The 23,045-nt window shown below is 74.1% G+C and carries 23 protein-coding genes and 1 riboswitch; of the genes, 8 read left to right on the top strand and 15 right to left on the bottom strand.

From position 1 onward, the window contains the following. Positions 1 to 204 precede the first annotated feature (204 nt). Positions 205 to 396 (top strand): hypothetical protein, encoded by a 192-nt coding sequence (locus ACIQI7_RS10830; RefSeq protein WP_401107424.1) that lies wholly within the window; start codon positions 205 to 207, stop codon positions 394 to 396. Between the two features lie 120 nt (positions 397 to 516). Here the strand turns inward: ACIQI7_RS10830 and ACIQI7_RS10825 are convergent, their stop codons facing one another. The 3 genes from ACIQI7_RS10825 to ACIQI7_RS10815 form a co-directional block, all read right to left on the bottom strand. After that, on the bottom strand, positions 517 to 753 hold the full coding sequence (locus tag ACIQI7_RS10825) for an HNH endonuclease (protein ID WP_401107421.1): 237 nt from the start codon (positions 751 to 753) through the stop codon (positions 517 to 519). Between the two features lie 669 nt (positions 754 to 1,422). Then, positions 1,423 to 1,719 carry a hypothetical protein gene (locus ACIQI7_RS10820; protein ID WP_401107418.1) on the bottom strand — a complete coding sequence of 99 codons (297 nt, stop codon included), beginning with the start codon at positions 1,717 to 1,719 and terminating at the stop codon, positions 1,423 to 1,425. Positions 1,720 to 2,133: 414 nt separating this feature from the next. Further along, positions 2,134 to 3,888: a recombinase family protein gene (locus ACIQI7_RS10815; protein ID WP_401107415.1), complete on the bottom strand. Its 1,755-nt coding sequence runs from the start codon at positions 3,886 to 3,888 to the stop codon at positions 2,134 to 2,136. Between ACIQI7_RS10815 and ACIQI7_RS10810 the strand changes: the two genes are divergently transcribed. Beyond that, positions 3,889 to 4,215 (top strand): antibiotic biosynthesis monooxygenase family protein, encoded by a 327-nt coding sequence (locus ACIQI7_RS10810; protein WP_401107412.1) that lies wholly within the window; start codon positions 3,889 to 3,891, stop codon positions 4,213 to 4,215. A 74-nt stretch (positions 4,216 to 4,289) separates the two neighbouring features. On the opposite strand, the gene ACIQI7_RS10805 is transcribed toward ACIQI7_RS10810, so the two are convergent. Together ACIQI7_RS10805 and ACIQI7_RS10800 are read right to left on the bottom strand one after the other, a co-directional pair. Then, positions 4,290 to 5,153, bottom strand: coding sequence for a LysR family transcriptional regulator (locus ACIQI7_RS10805; protein ID WP_401107410.1), 864 nt, complete (start codon positions 5,151 to 5,153; stop codon positions 4,290 to 4,292). A gap of 108 nt (positions 5,154 to 5,261) precedes the next feature. Next, positions 5,262 to 6,170, bottom strand: a complete 909-nt coding sequence (locus tag ACIQI7_RS10800) for an RNA polymerase sigma-70 factor (protein WP_401107407.1) — start codon at positions 6,168 to 6,170, stop codon at positions 5,262 to 5,264. Between the two features lie 179 nt (positions 6,171 to 6,349). Between ACIQI7_RS10800 and ACIQI7_RS10795 the strand changes: the two genes are divergently transcribed. Beyond that, entirely contained in the window at positions 6,350 to 7,426 is a 1,077-nt protein-coding gene (locus tag ACIQI7_RS10795; RefSeq protein ID WP_401107405.1) for an NAD(P)/FAD-dependent oxidoreductase, read from the top strand. A 9-nt stretch (positions 7,427 to 7,435) separates the two neighbouring features. Here the strand turns inward: ACIQI7_RS10795 and ACIQI7_RS10790 are convergent, their stop codons facing one another. The 3 genes from ACIQI7_RS10790 to ACIQI7_RS10780 all read right to left on the bottom strand — a co-directional run bounded on the left by ACIQI7_RS10790 (position 7,436) and on the right by ACIQI7_RS10780 (position 10,118). Beyond that, entirely contained in the window at positions 7,436 to 8,818 is a 1,383-nt protein-coding gene (locus ACIQI7_RS10790) for a hypothetical protein (RefSeq protein ID WP_401107403.1), read from the bottom strand. Between the two features lie 137 nt (positions 8,819 to 8,955). Beyond that, positions 8,956 to 9,372, bottom strand: coding sequence for an NUDIX hydrolase (locus ACIQI7_RS10785; RefSeq protein WP_401107400.1), 417 nt, complete (start codon positions 9,370 to 9,372; stop codon positions 8,956 to 8,958). 95 nt (positions 9,373 to 9,467) lie between these two features. Beyond that, complete coding sequence (locus tag ACIQI7_RS10780; protein WP_401107398.1) at positions 9,468 to 10,118, bottom strand: M15 family metallopeptidase; 651 nt, start codon at positions 10,116 to 10,118, stop codon at positions 9,468 to 9,470. Positions 10,119 to 10,359: 241 nt separating this feature from the next. On the opposite strand from ACIQI7_RS10780, the gene ACIQI7_RS10775 reads away from it, so the two are divergent. Next, a complete protein-coding gene (locus ACIQI7_RS10775; protein WP_401107395.1) occupies positions 10,360 to 10,608 on the top strand; it encodes a hypothetical protein in 249 nt (82 codons plus the stop codon). A 377-nt stretch (positions 10,609 to 10,985) separates the two neighbouring features. Further along, positions 10,986 to 11,783, top strand: a complete 798-nt coding sequence (locus ACIQI7_RS10770) for a helix-turn-helix domain-containing protein (RefSeq protein WP_401107393.1) — start codon at positions 10,986 to 10,988, stop codon at positions 11,781 to 11,783. On the opposite strand, the gene ACIQI7_RS10765 is transcribed toward ACIQI7_RS10770, so the two are convergent. From ACIQI7_RS10765 to ACIQI7_RS10740, 6 genes are all read right to left on the bottom strand, one after another. Next, complete coding sequence (locus tag ACIQI7_RS10765) at positions 11,780 to 12,616, bottom strand: ECF transporter S component (RefSeq protein WP_401107391.1); 837 nt, start codon at positions 12,614 to 12,616, stop codon at positions 11,780 to 11,782. The two genes, ACIQI7_RS10770 and ACIQI7_RS10765, sit on opposite strands and share 4 nt — an antisense overlap. Continuing rightward, positions 12,613 to 14,214 carry an ABC transporter ATP-binding protein gene (locus ACIQI7_RS10760; RefSeq protein WP_401107389.1) on the bottom strand — a complete coding sequence of 534 codons (1,602 nt, stop codon included), beginning with the start codon at positions 14,212 to 14,214 and terminating at the stop codon, positions 12,613 to 12,615. Before ACIQI7_RS10760 ends, ACIQI7_RS10765 begins: the two co-directional genes overlap by 4 nt. Then, the gene (locus tag ACIQI7_RS10755; protein ID WP_401107386.1) at positions 14,211 to 15,317 is read right to left on the bottom strand and encodes an energy-coupling factor transporter transmembrane component T; all 1,107 of its coding nucleotides are present in this window, start codon (positions 15,315 to 15,317) and stop codon (positions 14,211 to 14,213) included. The genes ACIQI7_RS10760 and ACIQI7_RS10755 overlap by 4 nt, the downstream gene beginning before the upstream one ends. Positions 15,318 to 15,337: 20 nt before the next feature. Beyond that, on the bottom strand, positions 15,338 to 16,114 hold the full coding sequence (locus tag ACIQI7_RS10750) for an SCO2322 family protein (RefSeq protein ID WP_401107384.1): 777 nt from the start codon (positions 16,112 to 16,114) through the stop codon (positions 15,338 to 15,340). Next, positions 16,114 to 17,382 (bottom strand): prenyltransferase/squalene oxidase repeat-containing protein, encoded by a 1,269-nt coding sequence (locus ACIQI7_RS10745; RefSeq protein ID WP_401107381.1) that lies wholly within the window; start codon positions 17,380 to 17,382, stop codon positions 16,114 to 16,116. The genes ACIQI7_RS10750 and ACIQI7_RS10745 overlap by 1 nt, the downstream gene beginning before the upstream one ends. A 113-nt stretch (positions 17,383 to 17,495) precedes the next feature. Continuing rightward, a riboswitch (cobalamin riboswitch) is annotated at positions 17,496 to 17,566 on the bottom strand. Between the two features lie 263 nt (positions 17,567 to 17,829). Further along, on the bottom strand, positions 17,830 to 18,426 hold the full coding sequence (locus ACIQI7_RS10740) for a TetR family transcriptional regulator (RefSeq protein WP_401107379.1): 597 nt from the start codon (positions 18,424 to 18,426) through the stop codon (positions 17,830 to 17,832). A 256-nt stretch (positions 18,427 to 18,682) separates the two neighbouring features. On the opposite strand from ACIQI7_RS10740, the gene ACIQI7_RS10735 reads away from it, so the two are divergent. The 3 genes from ACIQI7_RS10735 (at position 18,683) to ACIQI7_RS10725 (ending at position 21,929) form a co-directional block, all read left to right on the top strand. Continuing rightward, positions 18,683 to 19,993, top strand: a complete 1,311-nt coding sequence (locus tag ACIQI7_RS10735; RefSeq protein WP_401107377.1) for a glycosyltransferase family 4 protein — start codon at positions 18,683 to 18,685, stop codon at positions 19,991 to 19,993. Positions 19,994 to 20,127: 134 nt separating this feature from the next. After that, positions 20,128 to 20,871: a class I SAM-dependent methyltransferase gene (locus ACIQI7_RS10730; protein ID WP_401107374.1), complete on the top strand. Its 744-nt coding sequence runs from the start codon at positions 20,128 to 20,130 to the stop codon at positions 20,869 to 20,871. Continuing rightward, positions 20,868 to 21,929 (top strand): prenyltransferase, encoded by a 1,062-nt coding sequence (locus ACIQI7_RS10725; protein WP_387748646.1) that lies wholly within the window; start codon positions 20,868 to 20,870, stop codon positions 21,927 to 21,929. Before ACIQI7_RS10730 ends, ACIQI7_RS10725 begins: the two co-directional genes overlap by 4 nt. Before the next feature lie 72 nt (positions 21,930 to 22,001). Here ACIQI7_RS10725 and ACIQI7_RS10720 read toward each other — a convergent pair whose 3' ends face one another. Then, positions 22,002 to 22,907: a hypothetical protein gene (locus ACIQI7_RS10720; protein ID WP_401107372.1), complete on the bottom strand. Its 906-nt coding sequence runs from the start codon at positions 22,905 to 22,907 to the stop codon at positions 22,002 to 22,004. Positions 22,908 to 23,045 lie beyond the last annotated feature (138 nt).

The following is a 23,045-nucleotide window of genomic DNA, read 5'->3' as shown; positions in this document are numbered from 1 at the left end:
GCCTCGCTGTGCGTCGGCCTCGGCCTGGTGGCGCGGGCAGCGTCCGCCCGTGGTCAGCTCGGGGCACCCCGGGACCGAGCACGGGGGGCGGGGCTTACGTGGCACCGAACCACCGCCAATCTGTCAAGGGTAGTGGCGTGATGACGGACCGTCATGTCATGATCCGCAGCGATCGGCAGGGTGCCGAGCAGTGAGGGAGTGGCCATGTCGGATGTCCAGAACGCAGCGACCAGCAACACGAGTGAGCCCGATTTCGCGCAGATCTACAGCAAGGAGCTTGAGGCTCTGGGCGATCTGGGATACTCGAACAGCCGCCTGAATTTGGACGCACTCAAGTTGGCCAAGGGAAACGTGAACATCGCTGTGGGTTACCTCACCGACTGGTCGGCCCGGTAGAACGACTGACCCGCACTGCTCTGACGCAGCGCGTCGCATCTCGTCGGTAGGCTGACGAGTGGTCCGGGGAGGAACTCCGATACCTCAGACAGGCTCGCGAGCGCGGCCTCTCCGGACCGTTCAGAACGGGGTCGACTGCGCCCCGAAGTCCTGACGCGTCTTGGCCTTGTGGCACGGGCGGCACAGGGACCAGACGTTCGAGTCCACGTCTTCGCCGCCGAGGGCCAGGGGGACCACGTGGTCCACGTCCACGGCGGACGGAAGGAAGTCGAGCGCGCAGGCGCCGCAGGTGGCCCGGCCGGCGCGGCGGAGTTGCTTCCGCAGGCGTGCCGCAGCGGAGTTGCCCCGCTCGACCACGGCCTGACGGCGGCGCCTCGCTCGTACCGAGGGGCGGGCTTCGTAGGCTTCGTGGTGGAGCTGGCAGCGGCCCCGGTGAGTGGGCGGTGCGGTGCAGTCGATACAGCGCATCGTGCCCCCTTCGTTGGTCCGGATGGCAGGCGAACCGCTTCACCCCTGCCACGGGCACCCCGCGGATGCTCCGTCGGTGCCGTTCCTGTTGGTCCTGGTGCCCTTTGCGGGGCGGTGGGGACCGCACTCGGTGAGTCCCTTTCAGGTGCGCCCTGGCGGACGCCGTTACTCGGGCTGGTGCGGTCCCCGCGCTCTGCCGCACGACTCCGGCGGCCACCCGGTAACGCGGGTGCGTGGTGCACGGGCAGGGTTGCGAGAGGGGCGCGGGCACTCGGGCCGCCGGTTCCCGTCGGTGGGGTGCGCGGTAATCCTGCGCCCTCTCCCGGAGGTAGAGGAGGGGGAGGAATTCCCGCGGCCCGATGGGCGGCACTGTTCGGGTTGTCCGTCCCCCTCTCTCACTAGTAGAGGAGGGGACGAATTCCCCTCCTGAAAACCGAAAGGTGACGGGGTGACGTTCAAGGGGTCTGTTTCAGGTTCTCTCTAGACTCGCTGTGTCATAGAAGAACTTGAAATCGACCCTTCGAACGTCACCCCGTCACCCCTCGGGCTGTCCCGCGGCTACGCGGCTAGGGCGGGCTCCGACGCTGGTGCGCCCACCAGCCCGGGCTGTACCGAGTCCTGGTTGTTCTCGGCAGGTTGTACAACGGGCTCGGCAAGCCGGACGGCAGTACGGCCCACCTTCGGGGCCTCGGGCTGTGGCTGCTCGGCCTCGGGGCGGTCCTGGTCGCCTTCGACAGCCCCCGTTACCTCGGCTCCGGGGTCGTGATCGATCTCGGCCGTGATGACCACGCGGTCCGCTTTCCCACGGCCCCACACCGGGTACAGCACCACCTTGACGCCGTACTCGTCCAGCATCTCGCGGCGCCCCGCCCCGTCGGCCTCGCGCCACTGTCGGCAACCGTCTTGCCGGTGGGGACGGAGTGTCATCCCGCGCCCGCCGAATGGCGCCGCCCGGACTGTCTCTGTTCCTTCTCCCGGGAGTAGAAGAGGGGGACGATATCCTGCCCGGTGCCAAGGGTGACGGGGTGACGTTCGAGGGGTCAGTTTTGGTTTCTCTTAGACACACGCACACATAGAGAAACCTGAAACAGAGCCCTCGAACGTCACCCCGTCACCCCATCGCTGCCCGCCTGTCGCTGGGGAGGGTGCGGACCGAGCAGCCAGCACGTTCCTGGACGGCCCTCTGCGGGCACGAAGAAGCCCCGCTTGGCCGCTGGGGGCCAAGCGGGGCTGGGAAAGGCCCAAGAGGGGCACTGGCCCCCTTTGGTGTTAGTCGGTGGATGGCTTCTTGGCCCACCTGATGACTACACGGTCCTGGGTGTTCGCGTTCCGACCCCTGCCTATCGCCTTGGTGATACGGACCGAGTCCACGAACAGCGACAGGAACTCCCGCTTGCGCTCAAGGGTCATGCCTGACCAGGTTGAGCCGTCTCCGATCGGGTCACTGTCAGGGGTTGTCCAGTCCATCGGGATCGTGACGGTTCGGTTGCTTGCCGATCGGAACTCTTCGACCCGCGCGGATACGCGCTCCTCGTGTGCCGTCAGTCGGGCGACCGATTCGGCGAATATCCGCTTGCCGGTCTCGCCGACGTACAGACCTTCCTGCCGGTCCTGGTACAGCGTGCGAAGGGCCTCCCGGACGTGAACCAACTCGGCTTCTGATGCAGCCTGTTCGGCATCATGAGTCGGGTCCTGCTGCTGGCGGGTGAATCGGCGGGCAGCTTCCATCAGCCACTCTGCGTCGTCCTCGTCCGCCGGGTCCATGGCCATCAGACGCGCCCACACGGAGCTGGCCACCTCATGGTCCGCAGCCGTTGCGTCGATGACCAGGCCACCATGCCCGGGGATGACACCGGCGGGGCGGTTGCACTTGTAGTAGGACTTCGGGTTCTCGTCGTCGCCCCTCTTGTCCGCCACCATGACCGATCCGCAGACATCGCAGAACAGCATCCCGTGGCCAGCGAGCAGCGTCGGGACACGACGGCCGGAGCGGGCGACGACCTTCGTTCGGCCGTCCAGGATCTCTTGGAGAGCCCACCACTCCACGGCGGTGATGATGCCTTCGTGCGACACCACGGGAGAGCCGTCGTCTCCGCGCAGAACGGTCCGCTTGCCCTGTGTGCCGGGGACCACGTTGCCGTCCTCGTCCTTCGTGCGCGGCTTCCGGCCCTCCCAGACCATGGCGTACCCGGCGAGCCGGGGATCACGAAGGATGCGCAGGACGGTGGAGGTCGTCCAGCCGGGGCCACCGAGACTCTTGGATGAGCCGTTCGCGCGGCGTGCTTCAAGGCGCTTGGTGCCCTTGTTGCCCAGCGTGGTCACCTTGGTCGGTGCGTTCGACTTGGTGAGCTGGCGCGCTATGTCTCCGGCGGACATGCCGTCTGCGGCCCAGCGGGCCATGTCGCGCACGTGCGGCGCTTCGATCGGGTCGGGAATCAGTCGCATCACGGACAGTTCGCCGCGTTGCTCCCGGACCGTCTGGAAGCCGTACGGGGGGATGCCGGAGACGTGGCTCCCGGCCGCGCGCAGCGTCTCCTTGGTCGCCGTGACGTAGGCGGACTTCAAGTCGGATTCCTGCTGGGCCAGCGCGGCGATCAGACCGAAGATGGCAACGCCCATCGGGGTGGAGGTGTCGAGATAGGGCTCTTCGACCGAGACCAGGCGCACACCGTACCGGGCCAGTTCCTCGTTGATCTTCATGGCCTCCAGCGCACCTTGCCTCGTGAGGCGGGAGAGGGAGAACACGACCACGGCGTCAACCTGCCCAGCACGGACGGCCGCCATCATCTCCTCGAACCCGGGCCGAGTGACGTTGGGGTCCCAACCCGACTTGCCGACGTCTTCGAAGTGGCCGTTGTTCTCCCAGCCCTTGGCGACGATCAAGGCTTCGGTCTTCGTTCGCTGGGCAGCCGGCGAAGCCTGAGAGTCGTCCTCACGCTTCTTTGACTGTCGTATGTAGGAGACTGCTCGCACGTGGTCAAGATTAAGTGCCCAGGTAGCGGGCCTCACGATGAGAGGTGTCATGTGAGTAGCGTCGTCAAGATCAACGTCCTGACGGTGCCGGCCGAGCAGCGCGAGGTGCTGGAGCAGCGCTTCGCCTCCCGGGCCGGCGCGGTGGAGAACTCGGACGGCTTCGAGTGGTTCGAGCTCCTCCGCCCCGTCGAGGGCACCGACCAGTACCTCGTCTACACCCGCTGGCGCAGCGAGGAGGACTTCAAGGCCTGGATGGAGGGCCCGATGAAGTCCGCCCACCAGAACGGCCCCTCCGGCGAGGCCCCCAAGCGCCCCGCCGCCACCGGCTCCACCCTCTGGTCCTTCGAGGTCGTCCAGTCCACGGGCCCCAAGGCCTGACATCCGTACGGCGGTTGCGCGCCCCGGGGCTTTCGGAGCCCCGGGCCGCGCTGCTGTGTGCGGGCCCGGGCCGTTCAGGCGAGGGCGGCGGGGAGGGGGAGGGGCGCGTGGTCGGTGCGCCAGAGGAGGCGGAGGTGGAGGGGTGGGGGGTCGAGGGGGAGGCGGACGAGGGTACCGGCGGTGAGGTGGGCGTGGACGGCGTGGGCGGGGAGGAGGGCGATGCCGAGGCCCTGTTCGGCACAGGCGCGGGTGACGGGCACGGCGCCGGTGCGCAGGCGTCGGACGTGGTGGCCGAGGAGGCGTTCGCCCGCGAGGTGGAAGGAGCAGGCGGGGGAGTTGACGAGGAGGCGGTGGCCGCGGAGGGCCTCGCGGGTGAGGGCGCCGACGCGGGCCAGCGGGTGGGTGGGGGCGGCCACCAGGGCGAGCGGGACGTCCTGGACGTCGAGGTGGTCGAGCGGGGCGGGCGGCAGGGGGAAGCCGAGGGCGCCGAGCGGGCCGGGGGCGTCGAGGACGAGCGCGGCTTCCAGGGCTCCGGCGGCGACGCCGTCGAGCAGGGCGTCCCGGGAGGTGTCGGTGTGCAGGGATATGTCCAGGTCGGGCCGGCGGTCGGTGAGGCGGGCGAGGACGGCCGGGACCTGGGTGGCGGCGACGGCCGCCAGGACGCCGAGCCGCAGGCGGGCCCTGGCGGCGACGACCTCGCGGCGGGCCTGCTCGGCCTGGTCGAGCAGCCGCCGGGACCAGGGCAGCAGCCGTTCACCGGCCGAGGTGAGGGTCAGGTCCCGCCCGGACCGGTCGAACAGGGCGGTGCCGAGGCCGAGTTCGAGGGTGCGGACCCGCTCGGTGACGGCGGCCGGGGCGAGCCCGAGCGCCCCGGCCGCGCCGGTGATCGTGCGGTGGGTGACGACGGCCTCGAAGGCGCGCAACTGACCTAGTTCCACTGCTCCCCCGAACGCCCTCGTTCCCGGTGCTGCGGGACAGCGTACGGGGGAGGAGGTGTCGAAGGGCCCGGTGTGCTCCAGAGGGTTCCGGAGGTTTCCGGGAGGGGCTCAGAGGCTCACCGCCGTCTCGCGCTCCATGTGGGTCAGCTTCTCCGGGTTGCGCACCGAGTAGATGCCGGTGATCCGCCCCTCCTCAATCCGCATCGCCACCACCAGGTCGATCTCCCCGTCGATCCGCATGACCAGCGCCGGGTGCCCGTTGACCTGGGCCGGCTCGCACGTCCCCAGCGGCCCCCACACCGCCACGCCGGCGGCCAGCAGGCGGGCCACCGGGCCGGCGCCGACGGTGGGCCGGGGCATGGCCTGCTTGATGCCGCCGCCGTCGCTCAGGGCGACCACGTCGGGGGCGAGGAGGTCTAGCAGCTGCTGCAGGTCGCCGGTCTCGACGGCCCGTTGGAAGGCGGCGATGGCGGTGCGGGCCTCCTCGGCCGAGACGGTGCCGCGCGGCCGGCGGGCGGCGACGTGGGCCCGGGCCCGGTGGGCGATCTGGCGGACCGTGACCGGCGTCCTGTCGACGGCCTCCGCGATCTCCTGGTACCCGAGGCCGAACACCTCGCGCAGCACGAACACCGCCCGCTCGGTGGGCGCGAGGGTCTCCAGGACCGTCATCATCGCCATCGAGATGCTGTCCGCCAGCTCGACCTGCTCGGCGACGTCCGGCGAGGTGAGCAGCGGCTCGGGCAGCCACGGGCCGACGTACGACTCCTTGCGCCGGCCGATCGCGCGCAGCCGTCCGAGCGCCTGCCGGGTGGTGATCCGGACCAGGTAGGCGCGCCGGTCCCGCACCGCGTCGAGGTCGACGCCCACCCACCGCAGCCAGGTCTCCTGGAGGACGTCCTCGGCGTCCACCGCCGAGCCGAGCATCTCGTAGGCGACGGTGAACAGCAGGTTGCGGTGGGCGACGAAGGCCTCGGTGGCCGGGTCGGGGTGATGGTCGTCCGCGTGTTCGCCGCTCATCTCGGGTCTCCCTCCGGTCGGCTGGTGCCTCCCACAGGACGCCGGAGCGCCCCGGTCCGTGACACCTGGCGCCGTGTGACCTGTCTCATACCGCTCTCGTGCCGGATCGGTGTCACGCCGGGCGGCCGGCCGGCATCTCCTGCCCGAACGGACGGACGCAGCACCGGCAGGAGGCCGAGATGAAGGCGGTGGCGGAGATGAAGGTGGTCGTGGTGGGCGCCGGCTACGCGGGCATGCTCGCGGCGAACCGGGTCGCGAGGAAGGTGCGGGCGGCCGAGGTGACGGTGGTCAATCCGCGCCCGGACTTCGTGGAACGGGTACGGCTGCACCAGCGGATCGCGGGGACGGACGCCGCCGCGACGCCGATCGCGTCGATGCTCCGGGCGGGGGCCGCGCTGAGGGTCGGCACCGTCGAGCGGATCGGCGACGGCGTCGTCACCCTGGACGACGGGACGGGCCTCGCCTTCGACTGGGCGTTCCTCGCCATGGGCAGCACGGTGCGACCGGTGCCGGGCACCGTCCCGGTGGGCAGCTGGGAGGGGGCGGAGCGGGCCCGGACCGCGCTGGCCGCGCTGCCCGCCGGGAGCGCGGTCACGGTGGTCGGCGGCGGTGCGACCGGGATCGAGACGGCGGCCGAGATCGCCGAGGCGCGGCCGGACCTGCGGGTGCGGATCGTCGGACGGGCGGTGGCCGCGGACTTCACCGACCGGGCGCACCGGAAGGTACGGGACGGGCTGGCGGCCCTGGGCGTCGAGGTGGTGGACGACAGCCTGGTGCGGGCCGCCGACGGCGCGGTGCACCTGGGGTCGGGCGTGGCGCTCCCCTCCGACCTGACCCTGTGGGCGATCGTGTCGGGCGTCCCCGACCTCGCCGCCCGCAGCGGCCTCACCGTCGACGGGGACGGCCGCGCGGCCGTGGACGCGACCCTGCGCAGCGTCGACGACGAGCGGATCTTCGCCATCGGCGACTGCGCGGCCGTCCCCGGCGCCCGCTTCGCCTGCGCGCTCGCCGGCCCGCAGGCCGCCGTCGCGGTGGACAACCTGCGCCGCCTGCTCGCCGGCCGCACGCCCGCGCCGTACACCCCGCGCTACGTCGCCCGGGCCGTCACCCTCGGGCGGGGCGCCGCGGTGGCCCAGTTCACCCGGCGCGACGACAGCCTGCGGCGCTCGCACCTCGCCGGGCGCGGCGGGGTCGTGCTCAAGGAACTCGCCTCCCGCGGTGGGAAGTTCGGTGCCAGGACGGGCATCGGGGGCTGAGCGCGCCGGTCAGCCGGCGAGCGCGTGGGCCTCGTGCAGGGTGCCGGTCGCGTCGGCGTTGTCGCCGTGGACGAGTTGTGCCATGGCCAGGTCGGTGAGCGCCCTGACCAGGCGCCGGGTGCCGGCGGCGGGGTCCGTCGCGTGGAGGTGCCGTGCGATCCGGACGTTCCGCCGCAGCCGGGGGAGCGCGGTGCGGGCGTAGTAGCTCGGATGCTCTCCCAGGACCGCCCGGCGCAGGTCGAGCCGCCGGGTGAGGGTGCCGAGGGCGGCCAGCAGGTCGCGGTCGTCGGGCAGGGGCGACCGGCCGTCGGTGTGCTCGGGCAGGTCGTCCTCGTCAGGGAGGCGGTCGGTCTGCTCGGGAACGCCCGTGATCGCCTCGACGGCCCGCGCGAGGGCGACCAGTCCGTCCCGGAAGGAATCGCGGAGGCTGAAGGACCAGTGGTGGAAGCTCAGGCCCAGCACGGGCTGGAGGTGTCGGCTCGGGTCGATGCCGAGCGCGAGCGGATCCGGGGCGTCGGCCGCGGCCTGTTCGTCCCGGACACCGGAGCGGGCGAACAGGTCGGCCCGCAGGCCTTCGAGGAAGCCGAAGTTGCCCCGCTCGCCGCGGGCGGGTAGACGCTCGCAGGCGCGGGCGGCCTCCGCGAGCAGGAGGCGGGCCTGCGCGGGGTCGCCGAGGTCGGCGAACCACAGCGCGGCGCCGGCGGCGCGCAGGGCGGGTACGGGGCTGCGGTCCGGCTCCGTACGGCCCTCGTGCAGCCAGGCGAGGGCCTCGTGTTCGACGGCGACGGCCTCTTCGGTGCGGCCCGCGAGGCGGAGCAGCACCGTGAGGCCGAGCAGGCGCCGCGTCAGGTCGGTCCCGCCGGGCTCGGTCACCGCCCGGGAGCGGGCGGCCACCGCGCGGGCGGCGTCCACGGCCTCGTCGAACCGACCCGCCTCGGCGAGCGCGTGGGCGAGGTCGGCGCGCAGGACGGCGGCCCGGCCGAGGTCCGGCACCGGCCGGGCCGCTTCGGCGCACGAGGCCAGGTCGGCCGCCTCCTGCCGGGCGGCGAGGGCGAGGCCGTCGGCGTGGGCCAGGGAGCACTCCAGTGCGAGGGAGGCGAGGGCGTTGGCGGCGGCGCCCAGGTGTTCGGTGCCGCCGTCGGCGACCAGGGCGCGGTAGATGGCGGCGGACTCCTCCAGGAACGGGACGGCCTCCTCGGGCCGGGGCCGGGGCTCGCCGTAGGCCCGGCCCCGCAGCGCCTCGGCCAGCGCGGGCAGGCCCGAGGCGGGGTCGGTGCGGGCCAGGACCCTCAGCCGGGCCACCGTCTCGTCGGTGACCGGCTCCCGACCCGGGCGGCGGGCCCGCGGAGGGGCGTGGTCGTGGCCGGACGGGGCTTCCTGCGCGGGTGTCACGCGTGTCCTTCCGAAGCGGGGGCGAGCGGTCTCCCGTCCGAACGTCCGTACCCTGGAGACGAGTTCCAGGGCCCCGGCGCTGATGTTCTTGAGTGGGAAGTCGGACGGGCCGACTTCCCACGCGAGTCCGCCGTGCCCTACCCGGCGAGCGTGCCGTCCAGGTACTCCTGGACCGGCGGGAACAGCGGGAACGGGACGTACTCGGCGAGTTCGGCGCGGGAGGCCCAGACCACCCGGTCCAGCTCGTCGACGTCCATCACCATGGCGGTGCCGCCGACCACCTCGCAGGCCGTGTACGCCATCCGCCGCCCGCTCTGCGGGTGGTCGCGCTCGCCGAGCAGCCGGGCGGCGGCGACGTAGAGGCCGGTCTCCTCGGCGGTCTCGCGGACGGCCGCGTCCTCCGGGGACTCGTCCGGCTCGACCTCCCCGGCCGGGAACTGCCAGGACAGCCCGCCCTCGGCGACCCGCCGCCGCACCATCAGCACCCGGCCGTCCTCGACCACGATCGCGACGGCGACGGCGGGGAGTCGCCGCTCGGGGTCCTGCTCGGTCATCGCTCTGCTCCTCGGGCCTGCGCCGGTGTCGACGACAGTCTGGCCCGGGGCCGCGGGCCCGCTCGGCAGGCTCCGCGGACCGCGTGTCGTGTCGGCTACCGCTGCGCCGGCCCGTAGAGCGCGGCCGGGGCGCCGGTGGCCAGCGCCCAGTAGCGGTCGCCGTACGACCAGTGCCACCACTCGGTGGGGTAGTTGACGAGCCCGGCGCCGGTCAGGGCGTCGCTGAGCAGCCGCCGGTTGGCGCGGGCCTGCGCGCCGATGTTCTCGGCGTGGGTGTAGCAGGCCCCGGCGCTCTCCTCCGGGCTGGCGTTGACCCTGGTGCCGAGGTCCAGTTCGCGGCCGTCGGCGTCGACGAGGGTGAGGTCGACGGCGGCCCCGGCGCTGTGCGGCGCGATCTCGGGAGGGGAGACGTAGCGGCTGGCCGCCGACCTGATCCGGTCGTCCGGCCAGTCGGGGTTCGCGGCCCGCAACTCGGCGGCGTACTCGTCGAAGTAGCGGCTCTGGAGCGCCGGAGGCCGGTAGCCCTCGACGAACAGCAGCCGCAGGCCGTCCGGCAGCGCCGCCTGCGCGTCGAGCAGCCGGTCGAGCACCCCGGTGCGCAGCTGCGCGAACGCCCCGGCGCCGTCCTGCTTGCGCCCGTCGACCAGCAGCGCGCCACCGCTCCGCACGTCCGACAGCCGCTCGTCGCGGTTCCGAACGGGGATCGCGGCGACCTTCGGGTCGGACATCAGGACGATCTCGCTCAACACGCCTCCTGGGGAAGAGGATCAAGGCTACGGGACCGACATGCCGCGCTCCAGGTGCGCCCCCGGTTCGGGTTCGGTGCACTCAGCCGGTCCGCAGGCGTTCCAGGACTCGCAGGTGACGGACAGCGCCTGCTCGACGTCCCTGGCCTTCAGGTGGCTCCGGGCCCGGTACGTCAGGAAGATGCCGCGCGTCTTGTTCCCTGGTGCGGGGCAGCAGCGCCGTCCCCTCCGCGATCAGGGCATGGGCCTCGTCCGTCCGGCCGAGGCCGAGGAGGCACCGGCCGGAGTCCACGGCCAGATCGGCGGGGCCCATCCACGCGCACCACCCGGGGGCCGGGTCGGTGGATTCGGCCTGTGGGACGAGGTGGCCGCCGCCCACGCCTGGTGGCAGAGCCAGGGCGTGCCGGGCCTCGGTCGGTTCGGTCCGACCGTCACCGTGGAGGGCGAGCGCCGGGTGCGGCTCAACTCGCCGGATCACGTGGTCGGGTGACGACGGAGCGTAAAGCGTTGCGCATGACTGATCGTCAGTCGAGGTGGACGGAAGGCACCGGCGGCACTGGTAGGTTCCACACCCGAACCGGGACACCAGCGATCTCGCCTCCCGTCTCGGCTGCAGGCCGATCAACGGACCATCTTTGTAGTCGGAATTTCGGCGGCCCCGGGCTGGCGAGCCCGGGGCGCGCCGGGTTGTGCGCGCTTGCGCCGCCCGAATGAGTGATCACGAGCTGAGTTTGATTGGGCGTTACGGCATTACGGTGAAGATTGCGGTGCCGGGTGCTCGGGAGGAGTGCTCGATGCATGGGCAAGAGTTACCCCGGCGGTGCGCCAACACCCCGGGGTTCGGCACCAGGAGAGAAGAGCTCCACGATGCAGATTCATCGTATCCCTCGGCATGCTCCCGGGTACACGATCCTCGACAACGGCCACGTCGTCCGTAAGCACTCGCTGAGTTGGGCGGCGCGCGGGTTGCTGAGCTACCTGCTCAGTCTGCCGGACGGGGCGCGGGAGGACGTCCGCACACTCGCTGCGAAGAGCGTTGAAGGGCGGACGACGGTTGCCCGTGCGCTGCGAGAGCTGGAGGCGGCCGGGCACTACGTCCGCCGGACGCTGCGGGATCCGCTGACGGGGCAGGTGCGGACGGTCGTTTCGGTTCATGAGGTGCCGGTGACGAACGGGAAGGCAGCGCATGCGATGCCGCCGCTTCCCGTGGCCCCGGCCGCCGGTGGGCCCGGACCTGGGGTGCCAGGCGGCGGGAAGGTGGGAAGCCCTTCCAAGGAACTGAAAACCAAGGCCGTGGAAGAGCCTTCCGTCCGTCCCCCGGAGAAGTTGACGGCGGGCATGGCTCTGCTGCTCGAACTCGGGCGCAGGGAGCCCCGGATGGCGCTGGCGGGGAAGCCGCTGTGCGACCAGGCCGCGCGGGTGGAGGGGTTGCTCGCGGGTGGGTGGACGCGGGACGCGCTGGCGGGGATCATCGCGGCTCCGCTGCCGGACAGGGTCACGCACAGCGTGGGGGCGATCGTGGCAGCGCGGATCGCGAAGGTGCCGATGGTGCCAAAACCCCGGCAAGGGGACGACGGGCCGCGAAGGCACGAGTGCCCCGGGCGGGGTGGGATGTGCGGGCGGCCCGTCGCCGGGGCCGGGCAGGTGTGCGGCGGGTGCCGTTAGCGCTCCGGCGGGTGGAAGGTGACCGGGGCGTCGAAGGCGGCGCGACGGGTCGTGCGGCGCAGGGCGCGCAGGACGGGGGTGCCGAGGGTGAGGCACAGGACGACGGTCAGCGCGGCGCGGGGCAGGTCCCAACCCAGCGACGTGGTCAGGCAGTACGCCGCGAAGCGGACCAGGTTGGCGGGCAGCGGGTCGCCCGGCACGAAGGAGATGGAGCCGGCCAGGCCGCCGATGTACGGCCAGCCCTGGAGGTTCATGATCGTGCCGTAGAGCAGGGACGCGAGAGCGCCGTAAGACGCCAGCAGCATGAGTTCGCGGCGGCCGCGCAGGGAGGCGGATCCCGGCAGCAGCCCGGCGCCCAGGCAGACCCACCCCATGGCGAGCATCTGGAACGGCAGCCACGGCCCCACCCCGCCCGTGAGCAGCGCGGAGGCGAACATCGACAGCGAGCCGAGTACGAAGCCGAACCCCGGCCCCAACACCCGCCCGGAGAGCACCATCAGGAAGAACATCGGCTCCAGCCCCGCCGTCCCCGCGCCGAGCGGCCGCAGTGCCGCGCCCGCCGCCGCGAGAACCCCCAGCAGGGCCACCGACTTGGCGTCCAGCCCCGGCGCCCCGCCGCCCGCCGAGCGGCCCTCGGAGATCTGGGCGACGACCACGGCGAGCAGCAGCGGCAACAACAGCGCGAACAGCCACGGCGCGTCCGCCGAGTGGCCGACCAGCGCCGACTTGGTCGACGCGAGCAGCGGCCAGCCGAAGGCGGCGACGCCGACGAAGGAGACGGACAGCAGCGCCGCAATGGACCTGCGCCCCAGCGGGACGGGACGAGTGCTCATGCGCCCAGCGCCTCGGCGACCTGCCCGACGGTGAGCCACGGCCCGGGCGCCAGCACCTTGGACACCTGGGGGGCGAACGCCGGGGAGGAGACGACGACCTCGGCCGTCGGTCCGTCGGCGACGATCTCGCCCTCGGCCAGGATCACCGTGCGGTGGGCGAGTTCGGCGGCCAGCTCGACGTCGTGGGTGGCGAGCAGCACGGCGTGGTCCTCCGCCGCCAGGCCGCGCAGGATCTCCACCAGCCGGGCCTTGGCGGCATAGTCGAGGCCGCGGGTCGGCTCGTCCAGGAGCAGCAGCGGGGGCCGGGCGGTGAGCACGACGGAGAGAGCGAGGGTGAGCCGCTGGCCCTCGGAGAGGTCACGCGGGTGGGTGTCGTCGGTGATGCCGGGCAGCAGGCGTTCGACCAGGGCGCGGCAGGTGCCGGCGGCGGCGCCCGCGTCGCCGTCGGCCGCGGCGCACTCGGCGGCGACCGACTCGCCGTACAGCAGGTCGCGCGGGTCCTGCGGGACGAGGCCGACCTCGCGGATCAGTTCGGCGGGGCGGGTGCGGTGCGGGGTGCGGCCGCCGACCTCGACGCGGCCGGAGGCGGGGGCGTGCAGGCCGACCAGGCTGCCCAGCAGGGTGGACTTGCCGGCGCCGTTGCGGCCCATCAGGGCGGTGATCTCGCCGGGGCGGAGCGCGAGGTCCACGCCGCGCAGCGCGGGGACCGGGCCGCGCCGGACGGCGAGGCGGTCGGCTACGGCGACGGGGGCACCGGACGACGCACCGGCGGCGGCGGGCGTCCGGCCGTCGAGTTCGGCGCGCAGCGGTGCGGCCTTGCGGCGCGCGTCGCGGACCGAGAGCGGCAGCGGCCGCCAGCCCGCGAGCCGGCCGAGGCCGACCACCGGCGGGTGGACCGGGGAGTGCGCCATCACCTCGGCCGGTTCGCCCAGCACCGGGGGCGCGTCCGGGGTGAGCAGCAGCACCTGGTCGGCGTACTGGACGACCCGCTCCAGCCGGTGCTCGGCCATCAGCACGGTGGTGCCGAGGTCGTGCACCAGCCGCTGGAGGACGGACAGCACCTCCTCGGCCGCGCCCGGGTCGAGGGCCGAGGTGGGCTCGTCCAGGACCAGGACGCGCGGGTGCACGGTGAGCACGGAGCCGATCGCGACGCGCTGCTGCTGGCCGCCGGAGAGGGAGCCGAGCGGGCGGTCGCGCAGGTCGGCGAGGCCGAGCAGGTCGAGGGTCTCCTCGACCCGGCGGCGCATCACGTCGCCCGGCAGGCCCAGCGACTCCATGCCGTAGGCGAGTTCGTCCTCCACCGTGTCGGTGACGAAGTGCGCCAGCGGGTCCTGCCCCACCGTGCCGACCAGGTCGGCGAGTTCGCGCGGCCGGTGCTCGCGGGTGTCCCGGCCGCCGACGGTGACCCGGCCGTGCAGCACCCCGCCGGTGAAGTGCGGCACCAGGCCGCTGACCGTTCCCAGCAGGGTGGACTTGCCGGAGCCGGACGGGCCCACGAGCAGGCAGAGTTCGCCCTCGGGGACGGTGAGGTCGACGCCGTTCAGTACGGGCGCGGCGGAGTCCGCGTACCGGACGGAGACCTGCTCGAAGGTGATCACGATGCCCTCCGGGGCGGGGTCGGGGCGGCGAACGCCGGTACCAGGCCGAGCAGGACGGTCAGCACGGCGGCCAGGGGCAGCGCGGGGACGGTCGGCGGGACGACGGTGGGGGCGAAGGCGGCCGGGTCCTGCGCGGCCAGGTAGGTGGTGAGGGCCGCCACGGCGGCCCCGGAGCCGGCGGTCAGCCACTCCGGCAGGGCCCAGGGGTCGGGCCGGTAGCGGCTCCTGACGGAGCGTCGGCTGCCGAGCAGCAGTCCGGCGAAGGCGGCGGCCAGGCCGAGCAGCAGGACGGGCAGCGCCCAGCCCGCGCCGCCGGCCGTCAGCAGCCCGTACGCGGCCAGGCAGACCCCGAGCAGTCCGGCCAGGGTGAGCGCGGCCGTCGCCCGGGCGAGCCGGCGCGGGACGTCGGCGGTGCGGCCGAAGCCCCGGGTGTCCATCGCGGCGGCCAGCGCGACGGATCGCTCCAACGCGCCCTCCAGCACCGGGAGTCCGACGCTCAGCACGGCCGCGACGCCCCTGTCGGTGCGGCCGCGCAGGCGCCGCGCGGCGCGCAGCCGACGGACGTCCGCGACCAGGTTCGGCGCGAAGGTCATCGCCACGACGACGGCGACGCCCGCCTCGTAGAGCGCGCCGGGCAGGGCGCGCAGCAGCCGGGCCGGGCTGGCCAGGGAGTTGGCGGCGCCGACGCAGACCAGCAGGGTGGCCAGCCGCAGTCCGTCGTACAGCGCCGCGAGCAGGCCCTCGACGGTGACCCGGCCGCCGATCCGCACGCCCTGCGCCCAGGCGGGGAGGGGGGCTTCGGGCAGGGTGAACAGCACATGGGTGCCGGGGACCGGGGAGCCGAGGAAGACCGCGAACACCAGCCGGATGCCGAGCACCAGCAGGCCCAGTCGCAGGAACGCCCCGTACGACCGCGACCAGGGCGCGTCGCCGCGCCGGGCCGCGACCACGTACCCGGCGACGGCGGTGAGCAGCAGCAGGATCGCCGGGTTGGTGGTCCTGGTGGCCGCCGCGCCCAGCCCGAGCGCCCACAACCACCAGGCCCCGGGGTGCAGTTGGCGGGGTCCGGTGGGCGGTCGGGTGCTACGGGCGGTGCTGCTCACGGTGCTGTCCTGGGTGGGGGCTAGGAGTGACGGCGGCGGCGCGCCTGCCAGACGGCGCCGCCGGCGAGGACGGCGACCAGCGCGCCGCCGGCGATCAGGCCGACGTCCGGGCCGCTGCCGTGGTCGGCGGAGCCGCCGCCGGTGTCCGGCTGGGCGGCGCCCGCTGCGACCTGGTCGCCGCAGCCCGCCTTCGGGTACCCGGCGATGGCGCACAGCAGCCCGTTGGAGTCGTAGCGCAGCGGCGGGGCGACGGCGGCCAGCACCTCGGCCGAGCTGGCGCGGGGCGTGACGCTGGCGCAGGCCGTGCGCTGCTCCGGCGCCGGGCCGGCGGCGGACGGACCGGCGGCGGACGTACCCGCGTCCTCGGCGGTCCCGAAGTCCAGCACGACCGCCACCCGCTTGCGCCCCTCCTGGGCGGGGGTGCCCGCGCAGAGCTCGGCGAAGCTCCCGCCCGTGCGCGGCTTGGCGGCGTCCTGCCCGCCGTCCGGGCTGAGCGCGAACCGCCACCCGTCCACCGACCCGTCCGGCGGCACGGCGACGGCGGGCCCCTGCTGCTGGTACGTCCAGCCGCCGCCCTCGACGCCGCGCCAGAACGACCAGTACCGGTACCCGGCCGCCTGCGCGGGCGCGGCGGAGACGACCAGCAGCACCGCCCCGAGGAGCGGGAGGAGCAGCGCGGCGACGGCCCGCCGGGGCCGGCGGGCCGCCCGGCCGGGCCGGGCGGCACCGACGGCGGGGTGCGGGACGCACTGGGGCCGGGTGGCGGGGAGGGGTACGGGGCGGGGTGCGGGGCGCATCAGAGGTGCGGGTTGCGCTTGCGCTGGAGGCTGAGCAGGAGGCCGCCGCCGATGCCGACGAGGAGGCCGACGCCGATCAGCCAGTACTGGCCGATGCCGCCGTCGTCCTTCTTCTTCTCGGCCGGGGCGGACGTCGCCGCCGCGGCGGCCTTGGGTGCCGGGCCGAGGGCGGTGAGCCGGCCGGTCAGGGCGGCGGTGTCGCGGTGGGCGGCCTGGGAGACCAGCAGCAGGGTGGCGGTGGCGCCGGCGTCGGTGCCGCCCTTGGTCCAGGTGGCGCCCTCCTTGGCGAGCCAGTCGACGGCGCCGGCGGCCTGCTGGGGGTGGCCGCTCTGGACGAGGGAGAGGGCGGCCCAGGCGGTCGCGGTGTAGTCGGGCTTCGGCTCGGCGCCCGGGGTGACCAGGCTGAGGTGGCCGCCGTTGGCCGCGAGCTGGGCGGTGAGGTAGGCGCCGGCGGCCTCGCCGGAGTCCGCGTGCGGGACCGGGGCCGCGGCGGCCGTGGCGTCGGAGGCGCAGGTGAGGGCCTTGGGCGCGGCGTCGGCGTGCACCGAGGTGGCGACCGGCAGGTGGCCGCCGCCGGCGGCGAGCGCGGCCTGGCCGCTGGCGAGGGCGTTCGGGGTGAGGGCGCCGCCGGCCGGGTCGGGCTGGTAGGCGAAGGCGCCGCGCTGGTCGGCGGGGGCGGCGCAGCCGAGCTGGAACAGGGCGAGCCCGTCGAAGGCGGACCGGCCGGCCTTGGCGACGCCCGCCGGGTCGGTCCTGGCGGCGAACAGCGCGTTGACGGCGAGGCCGGTGGAGTTGGCGTCGCCCGGGCTGCCGGGGTTGTAGGCCCAGCTGCCGTCGGCGTTCTGGTTGGCCCTGAGCCAGGCGACGCCCTTGTCGACGGCCTCCTGGTGCCCGCCGAGGGCGACCAGGGCCTGGACGGCGACGGCGGTGGCGTTGCTGTCCTCGGTCTTCGGGTCGCAGGCCGCGCCGGCCGCCCGGTAGGAGGGCCAGCCGCCGTCCTCGCACTGCTGCCCGGTGAGCCAGCCGACGGCCGAGTCGGCCGGGGCCACCTTGGCCGCCGTCAGGGCGGTGAGCGCCAGCGACTGACGCCAGACGCCGTCGTACGTCGGGTCGCTCTTGCCGTACAGCCCCTCGGGGACGGCGGCGGTGGTCGGCGCGGGGCTGTCTGCGGTGGGCGCGGGGCTGTCGGCGAGGGCCGGCCCGGCGGCGAGGCCGGTGAGCAGCGCGGCGGACAGGGCGGCGGCGCCCAGGCGGGCGGCGGTCAGCATGGTGCGGGTGTGCCTTTCGGTGAGCGGTGGTGGCCCGGGCGGGGCCGTTCCGTAGTCCTCGACGGTGCCGGGCGGGTACGTCCGGCCTGGCCGCTCGCCCCGCCCCCGGGCGCTCCGACTCGCCCGGGCGGCCGAGGGCGGCGCCGGACTCACGGCTGCGGGTCAGCGCCGGATTCGCACCGGCTTTCCCCGGGGGAGGAGCGGGATGGAGTTGTGCTGCCCGTCGACTCTAGCCGCCGCGGCGCCGGGAGCGTCCAGCCACCGGAGCGGCTTCACCGCCCAGCCGTCGCCGTGCCCGGGAACAGCCGGCCGTCGCGCCCGGGAACAGCCGGCCGCCGCGCCCGGGAACAGCCGCCCGCCGCGCCCGGGACCAGCCCCAGCCGGAGCGCCTGAGCGGCCCGGGCCGTGGCAGGAACAGGTTCCAGTCGGCGGCGGCCGGCCAGCCGCTCACGGCAGGGTGAGCAGCCGGGCCGCGGTGTGCAGGTCGGCCCGGACCTCGGCGATCGAGGCGCGCCCGGAGAGCCAGGCGACCAGCGCCGAGTGCCAGGTGTGCTCGATCACCCGCACCGCCGCGCGCTGGCTCTCGGTGGGCGGTCCGGACTGGCCGATCGCGTCCAGGATGAGCTGTCCGGTGGCGACGCTGACCTGGTCCACCTCGGCCCCGACCGAGCGGTCCGCGAAGGACAGCGCCCGGACCATCGCCTCCGCCAGCAGCGGCTCGCGCTGCAGCGCGTGGAAGGCCCGGGTGAGGGTGTCGGCGACCCGCGGGGCCGGTTCCGGGTCGGTCGGCGGGTGCCGCCGGATGTGCTCGTGGAGGCCCTGCAGCTGCTCCAGCATCACCGCCACCAGCAGGTGCACCTTGGACGGGAAGTACCGGTAGAGGGTGCCGAGGGCGACCTGGGCGCTCTCCGCGACCTCCCGCATCTGCACCGCCTCGTACCCGCCCCGCACCGCCAGCGCGGTGGCGGCCCGCAGGATGCGCCGGCGCCGTTCGGCCTGGCGTGCGGTCAGCGGCGGCTCGCCCGGCGGGGAGAGCGGCGGCATCGTCGGAGAAGGGGGTGGCGGCAAGGGTGCTCCCGGGCGGGCGAGAGTGGCGGGGTGCTCCACATGGTCGGCAGGATCCGGCGTGGTGGGAATCACCGGCCCTGGCTCCTGAGGTAAAGCTACGGGCCGGTATCTTCGAGGTCTCTCATTGTTCACGTGGTCGACGACGAGTTCCCCGGCCACTGAAACCTGATCTACTTTAGCGACCGGAAGCACGACCGGCAGCACCGATAGCAGCTAGAGAAGAGGGCCCAGGATGACCGCGCAGCCGCTGCGGATTGCCCTGCTGTCGTACCGCGGTGACCCCTTCTGCGGCGGTCAGGGCGTGTACGTACGGCACCTCTCCCGGGAGCTGGCCAGGCTCGGTCACCACGTGGACGTGATCGGCGCCCAGCCCTTCCCGGTGCTGGACGAGGTCGAGGGCCCCGGCTCGGTGCGCCTGGTCGAGCTGCCCAGCCTGGACCTCTACCGCGCCGACGACCCCTTCCGCACCCCGGCCCGCGGCGAGTTCCGCGGCCCGGTGGACCTGCTGGAGTTCGCCACCATGCGCACCGGCGGCTTCCCCGAGCCGCTCACCTTCTCGCTGCGCGCCCGCCGGTACCTGGCCGCCCACAAGGGCCGCTACGACGTGGTGCACGACAACCAGACCCTCGGCTACGGCCTGCTCGGCCTGGCCCGGCACGGCTTCCCGCTGGTCACCACGATCCACCACCCGATCACCGTGGACCGGCAGCTGGAGCTGGACGCCGCCACCACCCGGGTCAAGCGGCTCTCGCTGCGCCGCTGGTACGCCTTCACCCGGATGCAGCGCCGGGTCGCCGCCCGGCTGGACCACGTGATCACCGTCTCCGGCACCTCGCAGCGCGAGATCGCCGAGCACCTGGGCGTCGCGCCGGGCGCGATCTCGGTCGTCCCGGTCGGTGCCGACACCCGGCTCTGGTCGCCCTCGGCGCGGACCGCGCGCGTCCCCGGCCGGATCGTCACCACCTCCAGCGCGGACGTCCCGCTGAAGGGCCTGGTCTTCCTGGTCGAGGCGCTCGCCAAGGTCCGCACCGAGCGGGACGCCCACCTGGTGGTGGTCGGCAAGCCGCAGAAGGACGACGGGCCGGTGGCCGAGGCGGTGCGCCGCTTCGGGCTGGCGGAGCACATCGAGTTCCGCAGCAGGCTGACCGACGGGGAGCTGGTCGACCTCTACCGCTCGGCCGAGGTCGCCTGCGTCCCCTCGCTCTACGAGGGCTTCTCGCTGCCCGCCGCCGAGGCGATGGCCACCGGCACCCCGCTGGTCGCCACCACCGGCGGGGCGATCCCCGAGGTGGCCGGCCCGGACGGGGAGACCTCCCTGGCGGTGCCGCCGGGGGACGCGGACGCGCTGGCCGCCGCGCTCGGCCGGCTGCTGGACGACCCGGAGCTGCGGGCCGGGCTCGGCGCGGCCGGACGGGAGCGGGTGCTCGCCCGGTTCACCTGGGAGCGGGCCGCCGAGCTGACCACCGAGGCCTACCGGGCGGCGATCGCCACCGGCGCCGGCGCCCGGGCCCGCTCGGGACCGGGCTGGCGGTACGTGGCCTAGGCGGTGCCGGGTCGCCGGTCGGCCGCCCGGCCGGTGACGGCGGGTCGGGTCCGTCCGGCGCGGCACGGCGTGCCGAAAGAAGGCCTGACGAAGCGTCAAGGACGCTTGGTAGCAATAGGAATGGGAGTCCAGCAGTGCTGACCGTCGATTTCTCGCGCTTCCCGCTCGCCCCCGGCGACCGGGTGCTCGACCTGGGCTGCGGCGGGGGCCGGCACGCGTTCGAGTGCTACCGCCGCGGCGCCAACGTGATCGCCCTCGACCAGAACGCCGAGGAGATCGCCGAGGTCACGAGGTGGTTCGCGGCGATGGAGCAGGCCGGTGAGGCCCCCGAGGGCGCGTCGGCGGTCGCGATGGAGGGCAACGCGCTGGCGCTGCCGTTCGAGGACGAGTACTTCGACAAGATCATCATCTCCGAGGTGATGGAGCACATCCCGGACGACAAGGGCGTGCTCAACGAGATGTTCCGGGTCCTCAAGCCGGGCGGCCTGCTCGCCGTCACCGTGCCGCGCTGGCTGCCGGAGAAGATCTGCTGGGCGCTGTCCGACGAGTACCACGAGGTCGAGGGCGGCCACATCCGGATCTACCGGGGCGACGAGCTGCTCGGCAAGCTCAAGGACGCCGGCCTGGAGCCGTACGGCACCCACCACGCGCACGCGCTGCACTCGCCGTACTGGTGGATCAAGTGCGCGGTCGGCGTGGACAACGACAAGGCGCTGCCGGTCAAGGCGTACCACAAGCTGCTGGTCTGGGACATCGTCGGCACCCCGGTGATCAGCAGTCTCACCAAGGCCGCCGAGCGGGCGCTCAACCCGGTGATCGGCAAGAGCTTCGTGGCGTACGCCGCCAAGCCCAACCGCGCGCCGGGCGGGGCGGCATGACCGCCGCCGTCCCCGAGGTGCTGCTGCTCGACGGGGTGCTCGACGCCGAGCAGGCCGCCGACACCGTGCGCAGCATCCTGGCCGAGCAGCGCCCGGACGGCGCCATCCCGTGGTTCGCCGGCCACCACCTCGACCCCTGGGACCACACCGAGGCGGCGATGGCCCTCGACACGGCCGGCGAGCACGCCGCCGCCGAGGCCGCCTACCGCTGGCTCGCCGCCACCCAGAACCCGGACGGCTCCTGGTACGCGGCCTACACCGACGGCGTGGTCACCGACCGGGCCAAGGAGAGCAACTTCTGCGCGTACATCGCGGTCGGGGTCTGGCACCACCACCTCAGCACCGGCGACGACGCCTTCCTGGAGTGGATCTGGCCGGTCGTCCGGCGCGCCCTGGACTTCATCGTCGGGCTGCGGCTGCCGGGCGGTCCGATCGCCTGGCGGGTCGACGAGGACGGCGCGGCCACCGACGAGGCGCTGCTCACCGGCTCGTCCAGCATCCTGCACGCGCTGCGCTGCGGCCTGGCCGTCGCCGAGTACCTGGAGGAGCCGCAGCCCGACTGGGAGCTCGCGGCCGGCCGGCTGGGGCACGCGGTCTCCCACCACCCCGAGCGGTTCCTGGACAAGGGCCGCTACTCGATGGACTGGTACTACCCGGTGCTCGGCACCGGCCTGCGCGGCGAGGCGGCGCTGGCCCGGATCGAGCGGGACTGGGAGCGCTTCGTCGTCCCCGGCCTCGGCGTGCGCTGCGTCAGCGACCGCCCGTGGGTGACCGGCGGGGAGAGCGCCGAGCTGGCCCTCGCGCTCTGGGCGATCGGCCAGTCCGACCGCGCGGTGGACATCCTGCGCTGGATCCAGAAGCACCTGCGGCACGAGGACGGCTCCTACTGGACCGGGTACGTGTTCGAGGACGACGCGATCTGGCCGGAGGAGCGCACCACCTGGACGGCCGGGGCGCTGCTGCTCGCGGTGGCCGCGCTCGGCGGGGACCCGGCCACGGTCGCGGTCTTCGGCGGGGAGCAGCTGCCCGCCGGGCTGGTGGTCCAGGACTGCTGCTGAGCCGGGAGCACGGACGGAAGGGGCGGGACCGGAGAACCGGTCCCGCCCCTTCGCGGTGTGCGTCCGAGGAGGTCAGCCGCGCTGGATGCCCGTGGTGTCGGCCAGCACGCCCTGGCTGCCGTCCGGCAGCTGCGCGACCAGCGCGGCGCCGCGCTGCTCGACGGCCAGGTACCAGGTACCGGGCACGACCTCGCCGACCGGGGCACCGGCCGGGTTGTCCTTCGGGGCCAGCTGGCGCGGCGCCGGGACGGCGAACCAGAACGGCTGGAAGTCCGACGCCGGGGCGGCGGCCTGCTGCGCGGCCGGGGCCGGTTGCGGGGCCGGGGCGGCGGCCTCGTGCGGCTGGGCGGCCTGGACCGGCTGGCCGGGCTGCGGCTGGCCGGCGCCCGGGTAGCCGTAACCGCCCTGGGCGGCGCCGTAGGCCGGGTCCTGGCCCGGGGCCGGGTAGCCGTACTGGCCGGGCGCGCCCGGGTGGCCGGGCTGGCCCGGGTAGCCGTACTGGCCGGGGACGGCCGCCGGGCGGTCGGAGGCCAGCGGGGCCTTCAGGGCGGGCACCAGGGGGCTCGCGGCGGCCGCGCCGGCCAGCACGATCAGCGCGATGAAGCCCAGCCAGGCGCCGAAGCCGTGGCTGACGCTCGAACCGTAGGGGCTGGCACCCAGCGACCAGACCGAGGTCCACAGCGCCGCGACGGAGAAGGCGATGCCCCACTGGTCCAGCCGCAGACCGAGCACCTGACGGTTGGTCGCGGCCTGGCCCTGGAAGCGCTGCACCAGGATCAGCACGGCGGCGACGATGCCGAGCAGGTAGATCGAGGGCAGGACGGGGAACAGGTCCGTGCTCCACGCGTTCTTTGAGGCGTCCGCACAGAACCGGCCGCTGCAGTCAGCGGTCAGGTAGGGCAGGAAGGAGGCGATGAAGAGCAGGACGGCCGCGCCTGCGACGGCGGCGTCTCCCCTGGTGAGAGCGCGCAGATTCACTAACGTTCCCCTCGTTGACGTGTCGTGGACGGTGGTTCGTGCGGTCGGGCCGACCGGCCGAAACTCCCGAACGGACCAGAAGCCTAGGCCCAACCGTCCTGCCGGTGCACGGCGGGACCGGGAATGGGGCGAAGTCGT

This window comes from Kitasatospora sp. NPDC092039 (assembly GCF_044756065.1).
Taxonomy (GTDB): domain Bacteria; phylum Actinomycetota; class Actinomycetes; order Streptomycetales; family Streptomycetaceae; genus Kitasatospora.
Note: the sequence above shows the minus strand (reverse complement) of the source record. Positions and strands in the feature narration are given on the sequence as shown.

Excerpts from the sequence above, each read along its gene's own strand:
- ACIQI7_RS10830 (WP_401107424.1), top strand. The coding sequence starts at position 205 with ATGTCGGATGTCCAGAACGCAGCGACCAGCAACACGAGTGAGCCCGAT.
- ACIQI7_RS10820 (WP_401107418.1), bottom strand. The coding sequence starts at position 1,719 with ATGCTGGACGAGTACGGCGTCAAGGTGGTGCTGTACCCGGTGTGGGGC.
- ACIQI7_RS10815 (WP_401107415.1), bottom strand. The coding sequence starts at position 3,888 with ATGACACCTCTCATCGTGAGGCCCGCTACCTGGGCACTTAATCTTGAC.
- ACIQI7_RS10800 (WP_401107407.1), bottom strand. The coding sequence starts at position 6,170 with ATGAGCGGCGAACACGCGGACGACCATCACCCCGACCCGGCCACCGAG.
- ACIQI7_RS10795 (WP_401107405.1), top strand. The coding sequence starts at position 6,350 with ATGAAGGCGGTGGCGGAGATGAAGGTGGTCGTGGTGGGCGCCGGCTAC.
- ACIQI7_RS10785 (WP_401107400.1), bottom strand. The coding sequence starts at position 9,372 with ATGACCGAGCAGGACCCCGAGCGGCGACTCCCCGCCGTCGCCGTCGCG.
- ACIQI7_RS10775 (WP_401107395.1), top strand. The coding sequence starts at position 10,360 with ATGGGCCTCGTCCGTCCGGCCGAGGCCGAGGAGGCACCGGCCGGAGTC.
- ACIQI7_RS10770 (WP_401107393.1), top strand. The coding sequence starts at position 10,986 with ATGCAGATTCATCGTATCCCTCGGCATGCTCCCGGGTACACGATCCTC.
- ACIQI7_RS10765 (WP_401107391.1), bottom strand. The coding sequence starts at position 12,616 with ATGAGCACTCGTCCCGTCCCGCTGGGGCGCAGGTCCATTGCGGCGCTG.
- ACIQI7_RS10750 (WP_401107384.1), bottom strand. The coding sequence starts at position 16,114 with ATGCGCCCCGCACCCCGCCCCGTACCCCTCCCCGCCACCCGGCCCCAG.
- ACIQI7_RS10745 (WP_401107381.1), bottom strand. The coding sequence starts at position 17,382 with ATGCTGACCGCCGCCCGCCTGGGCGCCGCCGCCCTGTCCGCCGCGCTG.
- ACIQI7_RS10740 (WP_401107379.1), bottom strand. The coding sequence starts at position 18,426 with ATGCCGCCGCTCTCCCCGCCGGGCGAGCCGCCGCTGACCGCACGCCAG.
- ACIQI7_RS10735 (WP_401107377.1), top strand. The coding sequence starts at position 18,683 with ATGACCGCGCAGCCGCTGCGGATTGCCCTGCTGTCGTACCGCGGTGAC.
- ACIQI7_RS10725 (WP_387748646.1), top strand. The coding sequence starts at position 20,868 with ATGACCGCCGCCGTCCCCGAGGTGCTGCTGCTCGACGGGGTGCTCGAC.